The following is a 13,774-nucleotide window of genomic DNA, read 5'->3' as shown; positions in this document are numbered from 1 at the left end:
ATCGACAAAGAGAAAAAAAATGCTTGGACTACGCAAACTGTATTTCAGCCTTGCAAAATTGCCTCTGGATGCATTAGTAAGAATAAAGTCGCTACCGGAAGATCCGACAAAGTCATTGAATATCGATCAAGATAAGCCCATTTACTATGTGATGCGTACACGTTCGACCAGCAGTTTTATTATGCTGGAAAAAGAGTGTAAAAAACTCGGATTACCAAAACCGCAATTTATTGACGCTCATTGCACAACCATTCCAAACGGAGGTGTCTTCTTCGTTCAACACAAACAAATTTTCGGCCGTCGTCCTTCTACCATAAAAAAATATTTTCATTTATTGCAACAGCTACTAAGAAAGTACGAGGAAAGTCCCGAAGTTCCTCAAATCATCCCGGTTTCCATTTATTGGGGACGTAATCCAGGCAAAGAAAAGTCGCTGTTTCGCTTACTCCTTACCGACAGTGAAAGTGCCAATCCATTTCGTAAGCTATTAATGATACTTTTTCAAGGTCGAAACAGCTTTATGAATTTCGGTAAGCCTCTACAGTTAAATTTATTAAAAAAGCAGTCCAGTATTGAGGCTAAAGCGCGAAAAGTAACACGAACGTTGCGGGTATATTTCCACCACCAGTGGATTGCAGCTATGGGGCCACTGGTTGCCAATCGTAAACAGATGATCACGGGACTACTCGCTCGCGATGAAGTCATTGAAGCAATTAAGCGTGAGCAGAAGAAAAAGAAAATAAGTTATCAAAAAGCACAAAAACTTGCGTATAAGTACGCTGATGAAATCGCTTCAAATTACTCGTATAAAACCGTACGCTTTATGAGCACTGTACTGTCCTGGGTTTGGAATAAAATGTATGGCGGTGTAGAAGTTATCAATGCGGATCGCGTAAGAGAGTTAGCAAGGGATCATGAAGTGGTTTACCTTCCTTGTCATCGCAGTCATATCGACTATTTATTATTGTCTTATACGCTTTACTACGAAGGATTGGTACCACCTCATATTGCCGCCGGAATCAATCTTAATTTTTGGCCAATAGGTGGTGTATTACGACGTGGAGGCGCCTTTTTTATTCGTCGCAGTTTCAGTGGTAACAAATTATACACCGCTGTTTTCAATGCTTATTTTCACTCGCTGTTAAACAAAGGTATACCCGTCGAGTTTTTCCCCGAAGGTGGTCGCAGTCGTACTGGCCGATTATTGCACCCCAAAACCGGCATGCTCGGTATGATGGTTCAAAATTATATGCGAGGATGTCACAAACCCATCGCCATAGTACCGGTTTATATTGGTTACGAGCGCATGATGGAGGGCAAAAGTTACATTAAAGAAATGCAAGGCGCACAAAAGAAAAAGGAGTCCATGGGGCAATTACTTAAAGTTCGTAAACAATTACAGCAACGTTATGGTCGAGTTTACGTTAACTTTGCTAAGCCTATTCACCTAGACCAGTTACTGAATGAGCAACACCCAGACTGGAAAACCACTAACCGCGACGAACGACCACAATGGCTCTCAGATTTTGTTTTAAAGCTGGGCGAAAACGCAATGACGCGCATCAATCAAAGTACTGCTATCAATTGCGTAAATTTGGTAAGTCTAATATTGCTATCAACACAGCGCCATACTTTGGGTAAAAGTGAACTGCTACAACAAATCGAGTGGTATTTGTCCATACTCAAAAACGCGCCGACGGAAACTGATATCTTCATTCCCGACGCAACAGCAAATAATCTGCTGGAAGATGCTAAACAATTGGGTGCGTTATATGAATTCAGCAACCCGCTAGGTAATTTATGCCAATTACCGGAAAAGTCAGCGGTTTTACTCACTTATTATCGAAACAACATACTTCATTTATTAGCGCTACCAGCACTCATCGCTTGCTGTTTCCGCCAACACGCCAGTTTAAAGCGTGCCGAACTCACTGCAAATTGCAAAGCAATTTACCCACTTTTGAAAAGAGAACTATTTTTACCTTATGAGTTGGACAACCTGGATACAATTGTTGAACATTATTTACAGCAATTCAATGAGCAGCAATTGCTCAGTATCAGCGGCGACAACATACTGCGCCCTTCAATTAATAGCGATGCGTTTTCACAATTAATGTTGCTGGCAGACACTTTAAAAGAGACTTTGGAGCGCTATGGAATTACTTTAACTCTACTCGCGACACATGCTGGACAAAAAGCCATCAGTCGAGCACAATTGGAAACGCAAAGCCAAAAACTCGCACAACGAATTGCCGCACTGTATAACATTTACGCTCCTGAATCGTTTGATAAAAGTTTATTCCAACAAATTGTTGGCTCATTAAGACGAAGCGGTTTTATCGCGACCGGTGAAGGCAGAGATTTGATCATTAATGCCAGCGTTCCGGATTTACAACACTTGGTAATGTCGATGCTCAGTCACTCGACACAACAGAGTTTGTTAAAAACGGCTCGCTGGGCAATAACAAAATGGGGAGAGTGAGTTATCACTGCTTGAAAATATCCTAAAGCGTAAATGCCGCATACTTGCACGCTCATGAAGCTTTGGGATAAAAAATACGCTTTTCAACTGCCTAAAAGCCAGCTCGACAATACCTTTTGCTACTGAGTCTGCGTCGCGGAAGTTCGCCCAGTACTCATTGACACCCTACAGGGATACAGGAATTGCAAATTATGCAGGAGCAGTTATCTTTTTTGTGTAAACGATGACTTCTCATTAAATCTCGACTAAGTAACTGCCAAATATACCAAAAAACAAAATCATTCCGACATAATGGTTGTTTAGAAACGCCTTAAAACATTGTTCCGGTTTGCGTTTTCGAGCAATCCAGAATTGATAGCCAATTAAGCCAGATGCAAAAAGCCAACCGACATAATAAGGCCAGTTCAACTCATAGCGCGAACCTATCATCAACATACCCAACAAAAACAAACCTTGAATAATGCCGATAATTGGAAGGTCAGCGTCACCAAATAAAATCGCCGTGGACTTTACGCCTATTTTCAAATCATATTTGCGATCCACCATTCCATAAAAAGTATCGTAGGCCAGCACCCACATTAATGTAGAAATGTACAGCACCCACGTTTCTGCAACCAGAGCGTTATTCACTGCAGCAAACGCCATCGGGATCGACCAGGCGAAAGCCGCCCCCAAGATGACTTGTGGGAAATAAGTATATCGCTTCATGTATGGATAAATCGAAGCAATGGCTATCGCACCAAATGATAATGCAATGGTATATGGATTAAGCGTCAATACCAGAAAAAAGGCGAATAACGAAAGCGTTAAAAACAACGATAGCGCTTCTTTTTCGGAAACATTTCCTTGTGCTAAAGGGCGTTCTTTCGTGCGTGCGACGCGGTTATCGATTTTTCGATCAGCAAAATCATTAATCACGCAACCCGCGGAACGCATTAAAAAAGTTCCGAGTGCAAAAATAACCAACAAGGATAAGGAGGGCGCACCATTGGCGGCCAAGAACAAGGCCCATAAAGTAGGCCACAGTAACAACCAAGTACCAATGGGTTTATCGATGCGCATCAAACGACCGTATTGAATTAAACGATCGGCAACAATGGGTGGCAAATATCGAAAATAAAGCTCTCGTACAGGCAGTAACAGCCACGGCACATTGCGGTGAATTTTGCGTGTAAAAAGCAACCAGAAGTCAGTGGCTTGTTTTTTATTTTTTTCCATACAATGGGTGTTCTGGTAAAAAGAGTTCTCTTAACAATAATGGTTTATGCGCAACATAAAAAATGGATCGTCTGCACCAAAGTTGTTGTTTCAATTTGCGATTTTGCCAGCGAACCTCGTCCACTTCAGCAAAATCGATATCACACCGTTCTGCACTCAGTCGATTAAACAACAGAGGCCCCAAAGGCTTTTCTCGTAACAATCGAATTCGCTTGAGTTCACCTTTTAGTGAATACAAAGGCACAAAGGTTCTCGCTAATAACCAAGGTTGCTGCTTGATCGACAGTTCAACTTCGCGAATCCATCCCCATTGTCGCGGTAATACCCCCAAACAAAGGCGTTCCTCGTGATCTGCCGCCGCCATACCTTGCGCCAGCACCCGAACACTCATTCGAGCACCGCTCACGGCTTCCATTTTTTCAGTCAGCGACCCTCGAAAGGTCAGCCAATTCAAACCCTGCATAATTGGTGTAGTAAAACCTGAACACAATTGAGAGCTGAATTGTATCTTGATTTACGCTCAGGCTGAAATGCCTCTGATCATATTCTCTTAAGAGTCTATACTTATCTTCAAGTAAACGAGGAAGCAGGCTATGCTACAATATTCAGTCTTACAAACGCTCTCATTGATAATTTTATTGTCGCTCAGCACATTAACTGCCTTTTCACAAGAAGCCCCCCCTTCTGAGTCTGATCCTGCCGCTGCTAACGAACCCAAACCCGACATCCGTTATTATGACTTAGATCCAAACATTATCACCAACTACCAAAAGCCTCCCTCACGTCGTCTTGGCTTCGTTACGGTGGACGTGCAGTTTCAAGTGATAGGAGACGAAGGGCTTGATCTGATCGAGCACAATAAGCCTTTAATTGAAGACACATTGATCGATGTGATCAATTCACTCGACGAGGAAACAATTAAGGATATTGGCAAACGCGATCAGATCCGCTCGCAAATCAAAAAGCGACTGGCTGAGGTGCTCATGGAGGAAACCGGTAAAGAAGTCATCGATGATGTTCTATTTACCAAATTTATTTATCAATAATCGCTATTCAAATTCATATTGATGCTTCCAGGCTTCAAAGCCACCATCCATGCTGTACACCTGTTCAAAGCCTTGGCCAGCCAAAAACTGCGCCGCTTGCTGACTTGAGTTGCCGTGATAACACACCACAATCAGTGGAGCTTGTTTGTTTTGTTCAGCAATAAATTCAGCAAGGTTATCGTTTGTTAAATGATGTGAACCATACATATGCCCATGGTCATAGGATTGTGGATCGCGAATATCGGCAACTACCGCCTTCGATTCGTCGATTAACTGTTTAGCTTCGACGATAGAGATACGTTTAAACATCGTTCAATTCTCAATAATACCGGTGAAAGCGAAACACTTTCACATCCAACCAAGCCAATGTGATGCCCGTTAAAAAGCCGGAAAGATGCGCTGTATCGGCCATACCACCTATGATACCGGCAAAACCAAGGGCCATCCATATTAACAAAAAGGTCAGTATCGCTGGGTTTACTTTAAATCCAAGACGGGCATCAATTTCACCACGGATCCAGAAATAACCCAACAGCCCAAATACAACACCAGACAATCCGCCAAATATAATTCGCGGGCCAGATACCAAATATTGCGCGGTGTTGGAAATCAGGCCAATTACCAATATGTGGTAAGCTAATGCCAAACTGCCCAATCGCTTTTCCAGCTGACCACCTAAGTCCCATGCCCACATCAAATTAAACACCAAATGTAAAAATGGGATCCCTAAGATTGGAAAGTGCAAGAAAATGGGCGTTATCAGTCGATAAACCTCCCCATGCAAGATTAATTGAGGCTTATAGGTGAACCACTCGGTAAGATAATTCGTACCAAAACCTGTGAGTAAGGTTATTAAAATCGCAATAATGGATACGCCTTGCGTTACCGGTCCAGCACGCTTTAAAAAATCACCCATTATCTTTTGAGATACCAGAGGCTTTCCACTTGAATGTATATCAGGTTTACCCGCCAACCAAGACGCCGATAAATACTTTTCTTGATTGGGCGATTCGATAAATTGCTGTAACTCCGTTCGCGCTTTTTCCAAATCATCTTGTTTTGCCACCAAAACCAGAGTGTGCCCCTCTTCTTGTCGAAGGCTCGCTTGAATGCGATTGGCGTTAAGGTAATCACAAAACGCTTGGGCTGCGCGATGGGAATTGATCTGCCCAATAGGATACATACGAAGAAACTACCGAACCTGTTTCGCAAGACGACGCATCAAAATATGTTCAATGCCATCTTCGTCGTAAGGCTCCGAACATTGTTCAAACCCAAAGCTTTCATAAAACCGTTTCAAGTAATGTTGCGCGCCTATCTGGGTCGACTGCTGCGGATAGTTTTGATCAATATAGTCCATCGCATGCTGCATTAATTGTCGCCCAATACCAAATCGACGCACGGATTGATGTGAACAAACGCGTCCAACGGAGCATTGACCGTCATAAGGCTGGAATTCAGGAAACAAACGCAATGTGGCGACCAGCTGTCCGTCTTGCCACCCCATCAAATGCAGAGCCTGTTCATCCTTACCGTCAATATCGGGGTAAGGACAATTTTGTTCAACAATAAATACGGACTGGCGCAATTGAAACACCGCGGCCATCTCTTGCAGCGTCAGTTCCTTATAAGCTTTCCAGCGCCATTTGATGGATTCAACTGCCTGTTCACTCATGTGTTTGCCCAGTCCAGTACCACTTTGCCCGATTGACCGGAACCCATTGCATCAAAGCCCTGTTGAAACTCATCTATCGCAAACCGGTGAGTGATGATTGGCGAAATATCCAACCCAGACTGCAACATGCTTACCATTTTGTACCAGGTCTCGTACATTTCACGTCCGTAAATACCTTTGATGATCAACCCTTTAAAAATGACGTGATTCCAATCAATCCCCATTTCACCCGGCGGAATACCGAGCATGGCAATCTTGCCTCCGTGCGTCATGGTATTAAGCATTTGCTTAAAAGCCTGGGGTACGCCCGACATTTCCAGTCCAACATCAAAGCCTTCGGTCATGCCTAAATCGCTCATGACATCTTCCAGCTTTTCTTTTGATACATTTACGGCTCGACTGGCTCCCATTTTCAGTGCCAGCTCCAGCCGATATTCGTTAACGTCAGTGATCACCACATGGCGCGCCCCCACATGACGACAAACAGCTGCAGCCATAATGCCAATAGGCCCAGCGCCGGTGATCAAAACATCTTCCCCCACCAAGTCGAACGACAAAGCGGTATGCACTGCGTTTCCAAACGGGTCAAAAATTGACGCTAAGTCGTCGCTTATATCATCAGGAATTTTAAAGGCGTTTTCCGCGGGTATCGCCAAATACTCTGCAAAAGCACCACTACGGTTGACGCCAACACCAAAAGTATTACGGCACAAATGACGCCGCCCGGCACGACAATTTCGGCAGTGGCCACAGGTGATATGACCTTCACCCGATACCCGATCTCCTATTTGAAAACCACGCACCTCTTGGCCAATCTCAGCTATTTCACCGACAAACTCATGGCCAACGATCATAGGCACCGGGATGGTTTTTTGTGACCACTCATCCCAATTGTAGATGTGCATATCGGTACCACAAATTGCGGTTTTTCGAACTTTTATTAATACGTCGTTATGCCCAACTTCTGGCTTGGGTTGATCCACCATCCAAATCCCGACTTCGGATTTGGCTTTGGTTAATGTTTTCATTGCTGCCTACTCTTAAAATACAAACGTTTTTACTGGAATCATCAAATAATAGCCAAATCGCGACCTACTTTCTCAAAGGCGGCAACCGCTTTGTCGATATGATGCAACTCGTGTGCGGCTGACATTTGCGTACGAATGCGCGCCTGACCTTTCGGCACCACCGGAAAAGAGAATCCCACAACGTAGATACCAAGCTTTAGCATTTCATCGGCAAACTTTTTTGCCAAAGCGGCATCGCCGATCATTACCGGAATGATCGGGTGTTCACCAGGTAACAAGTTAAAGCCGAGCGCACTCATTTTGCCTCGGAAATATTCGGCATTGCGGCGCAGTTTGGCACGAAGCTCATCGCCACTTTCCAACATATCCAGTACTTTTATGGATGCTGCAGCAATGACCGGCGCCAACGTATTGGAAAAAAGATAAGGACGAGAGCGCTGACGTAACCACTCAACCACTTCTTTTTTACCCGAGGTATAGCCGCCAGAAGCGCCACCCAAGGCTTTGCCCAATGTTCCGGTAATAATGTCCACTCGGTCCATCACATCGCAATACTCGTGAGTACCGCGACCTTTATCCCCCACAAAGCCAACCGCATGCGAATCATCTACCATGACCAACGCGCCGTATTGGTCGGCCAAATCGCATATGGCTTTTAAATTTGCGATGTAACCATCCATCGAGAAAACACCGTCAGTGGCGATTAATTTGTATCGAGCGCCATCGGCTTCAGCTTGTTGCAGCTTGGCTTCCAAATCCGCCATATCGTTGTTGTTGTAACGATAACGTTTGGCTTTACATAGACGAACACCGTCGATAATCGATGCATGGTTAAGCGCATCGGAAATCACCGCGTCTTCCGGATCCAACAAGGTTTCAAACAAACCGCCATTGGCATCAAAACACGACGAATACAATATGGTGTCTTCCATGCCTAAAAAGTGGCTGATGCGTTGCTCAAGTTCTTTATGTACCGCCTGGGTCCCGCAAATAAAACGAACCGAAGCCATACCGTAACCCCATTTATCCAAGCCCGCTTTACCTGCATTGATCAGTTCGGGGTGATTGGCTAACCCCAAATAATTATTCGCACAAAAATTAACCACCCCCTCTCCGGAAGTTACATGAATATCGGCCTGCTGCTGTGAATCGATGACGCGTTCATCCTTATACAGGCCTTCATCGTGTAACTGAGAAATTTGCGTTTGGAGATGCTTGAAAAAATCTTGTTTCATCTTCTGATTTCCTGAGGCTTTAGGTGCCGGCGATTGTATCATAAGCTTAGACTCTGCACTCGACTTCAAAAGATGTTTGACCAGGCCAGTTTGTTTTTAAATTTTAACAATCTCGCATTGATCTAAAGAAGCCAAGCTAATTGGTAAAATTGTCTATAATTACGAGTGAAATCAATATATTAATAACTCTGCCTATGAATGAAAGTGAACTGGCCATTCTGGTTGCGCTAGAAATCACGTTGTTACTTAACCTCGTGCTTGCAGGCGGATTGTGGTTCACTTTTCGAGAATTAAAACGCGTAAGACGTCTGAATATGAAACTCAGACGAGAGCACTCTCGATTAAAAAGAACCACGAAGAGTGTTTTTAGCCAATCCTCATCGGACAAAAACTCCACTTTAGATGAAACAGCATCCACTTCAAATCGAGTATCAACGGACCCTTTAACATTCTTAAAAGAGTCACTGCAAGCAACAGAAGAGTATTACCTACAAAAATACAGCGATAACTCAATCGATCAAATCGGCACTCAACCTTCTGGTGAACCGTATTTACTTGCGATTCGGCGGCAATTGTTGTTATCTGAACTAACGGTTCGACAAGAATACACCGGCGATCTTCCGTTAGAACAATTCATCCTTCAATTAAAACCTCTCTTAAAGCAGCTGCAACCGTCTCAAACATCCGCCGAACCGCTACCCGATACTCCGGTAAACACCGATCGCTCAGGGGAGCTTGAGGGGCAGTTATCGCATTATAAAAAGCTCTACGATGACTTACTGATCACCTTGCAGCGCAGTAAGGAAACGATTCGCTCATTGGCATTAAGGCTGTCCGATATTATCGATGAAGGGATGGACGAAACCCAACTTACGATTTTATTGGATGAACTCAACAGCAGCATGGATGCCTTTGGAGAACTTTCAGGAATATCCACTCCCGATGCGGCAGCGCAACTTGAAGATGAAGTTAAAGAAATTCGACGCGCATACGAGCAAGGTATGAACTTAATGGAGCACTTTGAAAATGCAATAAAACAAAGCGAAGGTATCGGAGAGTCGATAAAAGAGCACTCACAACTCGTAGAAAGTAACCGAATGAATTACGAAGAAGGAGAAACCATCGATCGAGACAGCGTACTTTCAAACAACAAGCGCTACAGTCGAATTCTTGGTGAAGCACAGACCATTTGCGACAAGCTGCACACAGAAATAGAAGGCGGCAAAGCAATCATAGGAAACTTCCTTGCTATGACACGAAAGTTTCAGGATCAATCGACACGAATTGTGATCTTACAATCGAGAGAGAAGCAACTTACAACCGACCTCAAACAAACTCGACAACTGCAACAAGAATCAGAACTTCACCTTCAAGCCCGTGATTTGCAATTGGACGCCTTGCATAAGAAATTCATCGATAACTCAGAGGATGACGTATTAGAAAAAATTTGTGTCTTGGCCAATGAGATTTTTGGCGTTGAAAAAGAAATTAAAGCGCTCGAAAACCAAGAGGCATCCACGAGCAACAAAAATAAAAAGCGTGACTTAATAAAGAAACGCATGGCCTTAGAAACGCAAGTACGCGTTGCCGCAGGACTGGAGGAGTAATCATTGCGAGTTGCGAGTTGCGAGTTGCGAGTTGCGAGAAAAGATAAAGTCCTGTTTCCATCGGTCAAAAAAACTGAATATCTTTAATCAAAACTCGTAACCGGAAACTCGCTACAGGTTTTATGCGGTTTCAAAAACCTCTCGCCCAAAAGGTGTAAAGCCCAAACGCATCATTTTGAAGTGCTGCAATCCAAAGGGTATGCCAATAATGCTGAAGCACAACACAACACCCCAAAATAAATGGCAAAGCACAACCCAAATACCACCAAAAATTAACCAAATAATGTTTGCAAACAAGTTTAAAGTATCGCTGGTCGCTTCATTTAAAGTGGGTCGTGTATCGCTTCCAAAGGGAAACAACGAGAAAACGGCCAGCTTAAAACACTGAAAGCCCCAAGGAATGCCCACCAAAGTCAAACACAGTGCAATACCGCCCCCTAAATACCCGAGAAACACAAAAAAACCACCAAACACAATCCATAATATGTTGAAAAGCAAGCTCATTATTTACCCTTATTGATTTGATACCATCTGCATATTAGCAATTTAGCTGCCAACTTTTAACTTCTTATATTTCAATAACTTAATACATCTACTTAATTAAACTTAGTGAATTTCACCACATTCTGATTGTATTGCCACGCGTAAAAAAAGGAGCCGAAGCTCCTTTTTCAGTCACACTAAAGGCATCAGGGTAGCAAATGACTGACCGCATCGCGCTCTTCAGCCAACTCTTGCTCGGTGGCTTTCAACTTATCACGGCTGAAATCATTAATATCGAGACCTTGGACGATTTCCCAATCGCCATTTTTACAAACACAAGGAAACGAGAAAATCAGCCCTTCTTGTATCCCGTAACTGCCATCGGAATAGACCGCCATCGATACCCAGTCATTACCTTGACTGCCTAATGCCCAATCATGCATATGATCGATTGCGGCATTTGCTGCAGAAGCTGCAGACGATGCGCCACGAGCTTTAATAATTGCAGCTCCGCGTTGCTGAACAGTAGGAATAAAATCGTTTTCGTACCAATCTTGCTCCACTTTATCAATCGCAACATCACCCGCAACTTTTGCATGATACAAGTCAGGAAATTGCGTAGATGAGTGGTTACCCCAAATGGTCATATGCGACACTTCCGTGACGGCTTTGTCTGTTTTTTGAGCCAACTGAGTCAGTGCGCGATTGTGATCGAGACGCGTCATTGCCGTAAAATTGCGAGGATCTAAGTCTGGGGCATTGCGCTGTGCGATCAAAGCATTGGTATTGGCCGGATTACCCACCACCAAAACTTTCACATTTTTGTTCGCGTTGTCGTTCAATGCTTTACCTTGAACCGAAAAAATTGCGGCATTAGCTTCCAATAAATCTTTACGCTCCATTCCAGGACCCCGTGGGCGAGCACCAACCAATAACGCGTAATCAGCGTCTTTAAATGCAACGTTAGGATCATCGGTACAAACTACATCGTGCAACAAAGGAAAAGCGCAATCATCCAACTCCATTTTCACGCCTTGCAACGCATCCATCGCGGGGGTGATGTCTAACAATTGTAAGATGACCGGCTGGTCATTACCTAACATGGCGCCAGAAGCAATACGGAAAAGCAAAGCATAGCCGATCTGCCCAGCGGCACCAGTGACAGCAACACGTACAGGTTGTTTCATCCTGATATCCTCTTGAGATTTGTTCTAGTGTAATACCCTGTAGGCATTACCACAGGTTTCGTTAGATTGCGGACGCGGATTTTAGCATAAGTGTAGTCGCTATTCCGCTGTGAAGAGGTAATAAGTCTCAGTTCACACATTTTTGCGCATTTCTTGAGCCACACAACGCTTGCAAAATTGATTCATATTTGAGATGTCGGTATATTGTGCGCCGAATGTACAACCAGTAAACAGGAAAATAAAACCATGAATTATGGAACAAAGCTTAGTAGTTTAATTTTAGCGGCAACATTACTCAGTGCCTGTGGGGGAAGCAGCAGCAGTGTCGAGGAAATTATAGACTCTGTTGATCTTGGTGGTGATACTTCCACTTTAAATATCGTTTCGGTTACACCCACAGATAACGCAACTAAAGTTTCGGTTGTGGCCAACTTGCGTGTCACATTTGATGCCACTGTTTCGAGTTCCGATCTTGAGCATATCGACATCTCTTTAAAACCATTCGGCACTCACATTCACCGCCCTGGTTTATTTGGCTCAGCAGCTTTAGCGGACGTACCTTTCACTGTCAATATCGAAGGGGATACGATTGCCATTGATCCTCATGTACCCTTAGCTTACGGAACTGAATATGAGCTTACAGTGGGTAGTCAGCGCTACACCTTCACGACGTTTCAGAACAAAATAGCGTCTCGAAAGTATTACGATCCTAACGACGACTCCATAATCTTAGCGTATCGTGAATACTCACCGAGTGAATACAAGTCGGACTGGGTAAATTACATTTCCAGTGGCCAAGACAATCAATGGTTTACTGCAGATGATCAGTCGGACTCTCATTATATTGAAGAACTGGACAACAATAATTTTGTAAGCAAGTCGCAAACGTTTAGAGATGGGCAATTGGTCAGCTACCGAACCTATACTCGAACGGCGCAAGGCTACGTTACCCGGGAAACCGAATATGTATCCAATCAAAGCGAAGGAAACGATGGAGAGCTTGGAACGATGGACGATATTCCGGCATACAGTAGAGTTTCAACGTACAACAATTCCGATAACTTTTACGTTTCTTATTACTCACCTGGAAGCGATGACGTATGGTTTACTTCCGACGATCTGCAAAGCCAATACACTATTGAAACGACCGATGAAAATAATTTCTCCTTGTATTATTACACGTTTGACGGACCTGGTGACGACACGGTTTGGGGCACAGCAGACGATAATTTGTCATACGGTTTGACATACGTTTATAACGCTGATGGAAATTTGGAGCAAAGTTCTGATATCACTGGACCCGGTCCAGATAATACTTACTTTACTTCAGATGATACTGTGTCGTTCGCTTTAACTTGGCAATACACGGATTACCTGCGCAGTGGCGGACAAGTGATTACGACTCCAGGAACAGACGAGCAGTGGTTTACCGGCGACGATCTCATTAATGGTGAAAAAATGTACACCTACAATAATGAAGGTCAACGCACTTTATACCAAGTGACTTATCGAGGAGACGACGGTGAGTTTGGCACCGATGACGACCGCGTGATAAAAGTCGAGACATCATATGACGATCAAGGCAACACATTAACTCGAACCGTTAAAAGAAAGAACTACTTTGGCATCGCTCATGAATTTGTCGAGTCAGTAGAAGAGTTTAACACAACGTTTTAAGTTCAAAGGCGGGGAGGGCGTTCAGAATTCTGTGTCAGCCTAAAAATTAAAGTTCTAGTTCACCATCTAATCGACCTTCAAAGTGGATGGCCAGTTGTGACAATGTCAGGTTCCAGTTTTGAACTGGCATTGTCCA

General features: G+C 43.8%; 13 protein-coding genes. 4 read left to right on the top strand and 9 right to left on the bottom strand.

From position 1 onward, the window contains the following. Window positions 1-19 precede the first annotated feature (19 nt). Window positions 20-2,482 (top strand): glycerol-3-phosphate 1-O-acyltransferase PlsB, encoded by a 2,463-nt coding sequence (gene plsB, locus ACTUJY_RS17440; protein ID WP_463617408.1) that lies wholly within the window; start codon window positions 20-22, stop codon window positions 2,480-2,482. Between the two features lie 234 nt (window positions 2,483-2,716). Here plsB and ubiA read toward each other — a convergent pair whose 3' ends face one another. After that, on the bottom strand, window positions 2,717-3,700 hold the full coding sequence (gene ubiA, locus ACTUJY_RS17435) for a 4-hydroxybenzoate octaprenyltransferase (RefSeq protein ID WP_463617407.1): 984 nt from the start codon (window positions 3,698-3,700) through the stop codon (window positions 2,717-2,719). After that, window positions 3,687-4,163: a chorismate--pyruvate lyase family protein gene (locus ACTUJY_RS17430; protein WP_463617406.1), complete on the bottom strand. Its 477-nt coding sequence runs from the start codon at window positions 4,161-4,163 to the stop codon at window positions 3,687-3,689. Before ACTUJY_RS17430 ends, ubiA begins: the two co-directional genes overlap by 14 nt. Window positions 4,164-4,293: 130 nt before the next feature. Here ACTUJY_RS17430 and ACTUJY_RS17425 point away from each other — a divergent pair, with 130 nt between their 5' ends. Then, window positions 4,294-4,746, top strand: coding sequence for a flagellar basal body-associated FliL family protein (locus ACTUJY_RS17425; RefSeq protein WP_463617405.1), 453 nt, complete (start codon window positions 4,294-4,296; stop codon window positions 4,744-4,746). A gap of 3 nt (window positions 4,747-4,749) precedes the next feature. Here the strand turns inward: ACTUJY_RS17425 and glpE are convergent, their stop codons facing one another. Genes glpE through ACTUJY_RS17400 form a run of 5 tightly spaced genes read right to left on the bottom strand, consistent with a single transcriptional unit; the run spans window position 4,750 to window position 8,684 of the window. Beyond that, on the bottom strand, window positions 4,750-5,055 hold the full coding sequence (gene glpE, locus ACTUJY_RS17420) for a thiosulfate sulfurtransferase GlpE (RefSeq protein ID WP_463617404.1): 306 nt from the start codon (window positions 5,053-5,055) through the stop codon (window positions 4,750-4,752). Window positions 5,056-5,065: 10 nt separating this feature from the next. After that, the gene (glpG, locus tag ACTUJY_RS17415; RefSeq protein WP_463617403.1) at window positions 5,066-5,929 is read right to left on the bottom strand and encodes a rhomboid family intramembrane serine protease GlpG; all 864 of its coding nucleotides are present in this window, start codon (window positions 5,927-5,929) and stop codon (window positions 5,066-5,068) included. A gap of 9 nt (window positions 5,930-5,938) precedes the next feature. Further along, entirely contained in the window at window positions 5,939-6,421 is a 483-nt protein-coding gene (locus tag ACTUJY_RS17410) for a GNAT family N-acetyltransferase (RefSeq protein WP_463617402.1), read from the bottom strand. Then, window positions 6,418-7,449 carry an L-threonine 3-dehydrogenase gene (gene tdh, locus ACTUJY_RS17405; RefSeq protein ID WP_463617401.1) on the bottom strand — a complete coding sequence of 344 codons (1,032 nt, stop codon included), beginning with the start codon at window positions 7,447-7,449 and terminating at the stop codon, window positions 6,418-6,420. Before tdh ends, ACTUJY_RS17410 begins: the two co-directional genes overlap by 4 nt. 41 nt (window positions 7,450-7,490) lie before the next feature. Beyond that, complete coding sequence (locus ACTUJY_RS17400) at window positions 7,491-8,684, bottom strand: glycine C-acetyltransferase (RefSeq protein WP_463617400.1); 1,194 nt, start codon at window positions 8,682-8,684, stop codon at window positions 7,491-7,493. Window positions 8,685-8,878: 194 nt separating this feature from the next. Here ACTUJY_RS17400 and ACTUJY_RS17395 point away from each other — a divergent pair, with 194 nt between their 5' ends. Further along, window positions 8,879-10,291 carry a hypothetical protein gene (locus ACTUJY_RS17395; protein WP_463617399.1) on the top strand — a complete coding sequence of 471 codons (1,413 nt, stop codon included), beginning with the start codon at window positions 8,879-8,881 and terminating at the stop codon, window positions 10,289-10,291. A gap of 120 nt (window positions 10,292-10,411) precedes the next feature. Here the strand turns inward: ACTUJY_RS17395 and ACTUJY_RS17390 are convergent, their stop codons facing one another. Beyond that, window positions 10,412-10,795: a YccF domain-containing protein gene (locus tag ACTUJY_RS17390; protein ID WP_463617398.1), complete on the bottom strand. Its 384-nt coding sequence runs from the start codon at window positions 10,793-10,795 to the stop codon at window positions 10,412-10,414. A 185-nt stretch (window positions 10,796-10,980) separates the two neighbouring features. Beyond that, window positions 10,981-11,961 (bottom strand): malate dehydrogenase, encoded by a 981-nt coding sequence (locus tag ACTUJY_RS17385; protein WP_463617397.1) that lies wholly within the window; start codon window positions 11,959-11,961, stop codon window positions 10,981-10,983. Window positions 11,962-12,207: 246 nt separating this feature from the next. Here ACTUJY_RS17385 and ACTUJY_RS17380 point away from each other — a divergent pair, with 246 nt between their 5' ends. Continuing rightward, entirely contained in the window at window positions 12,208-13,638 is a 1,431-nt protein-coding gene (locus ACTUJY_RS17380; protein WP_463617396.1) for an Ig-like domain-containing domain, read from the top strand. Window positions 13,639-13,774: the final 136 nt, after the last annotated feature.

The sequence above is a fragment of the Pleionea sp. WD8-19 genome, assembly GCF_055326765.1.
Note: the sequence above shows the minus strand (reverse complement) of the source record. Positions and strands in the feature narration are given on the sequence as shown.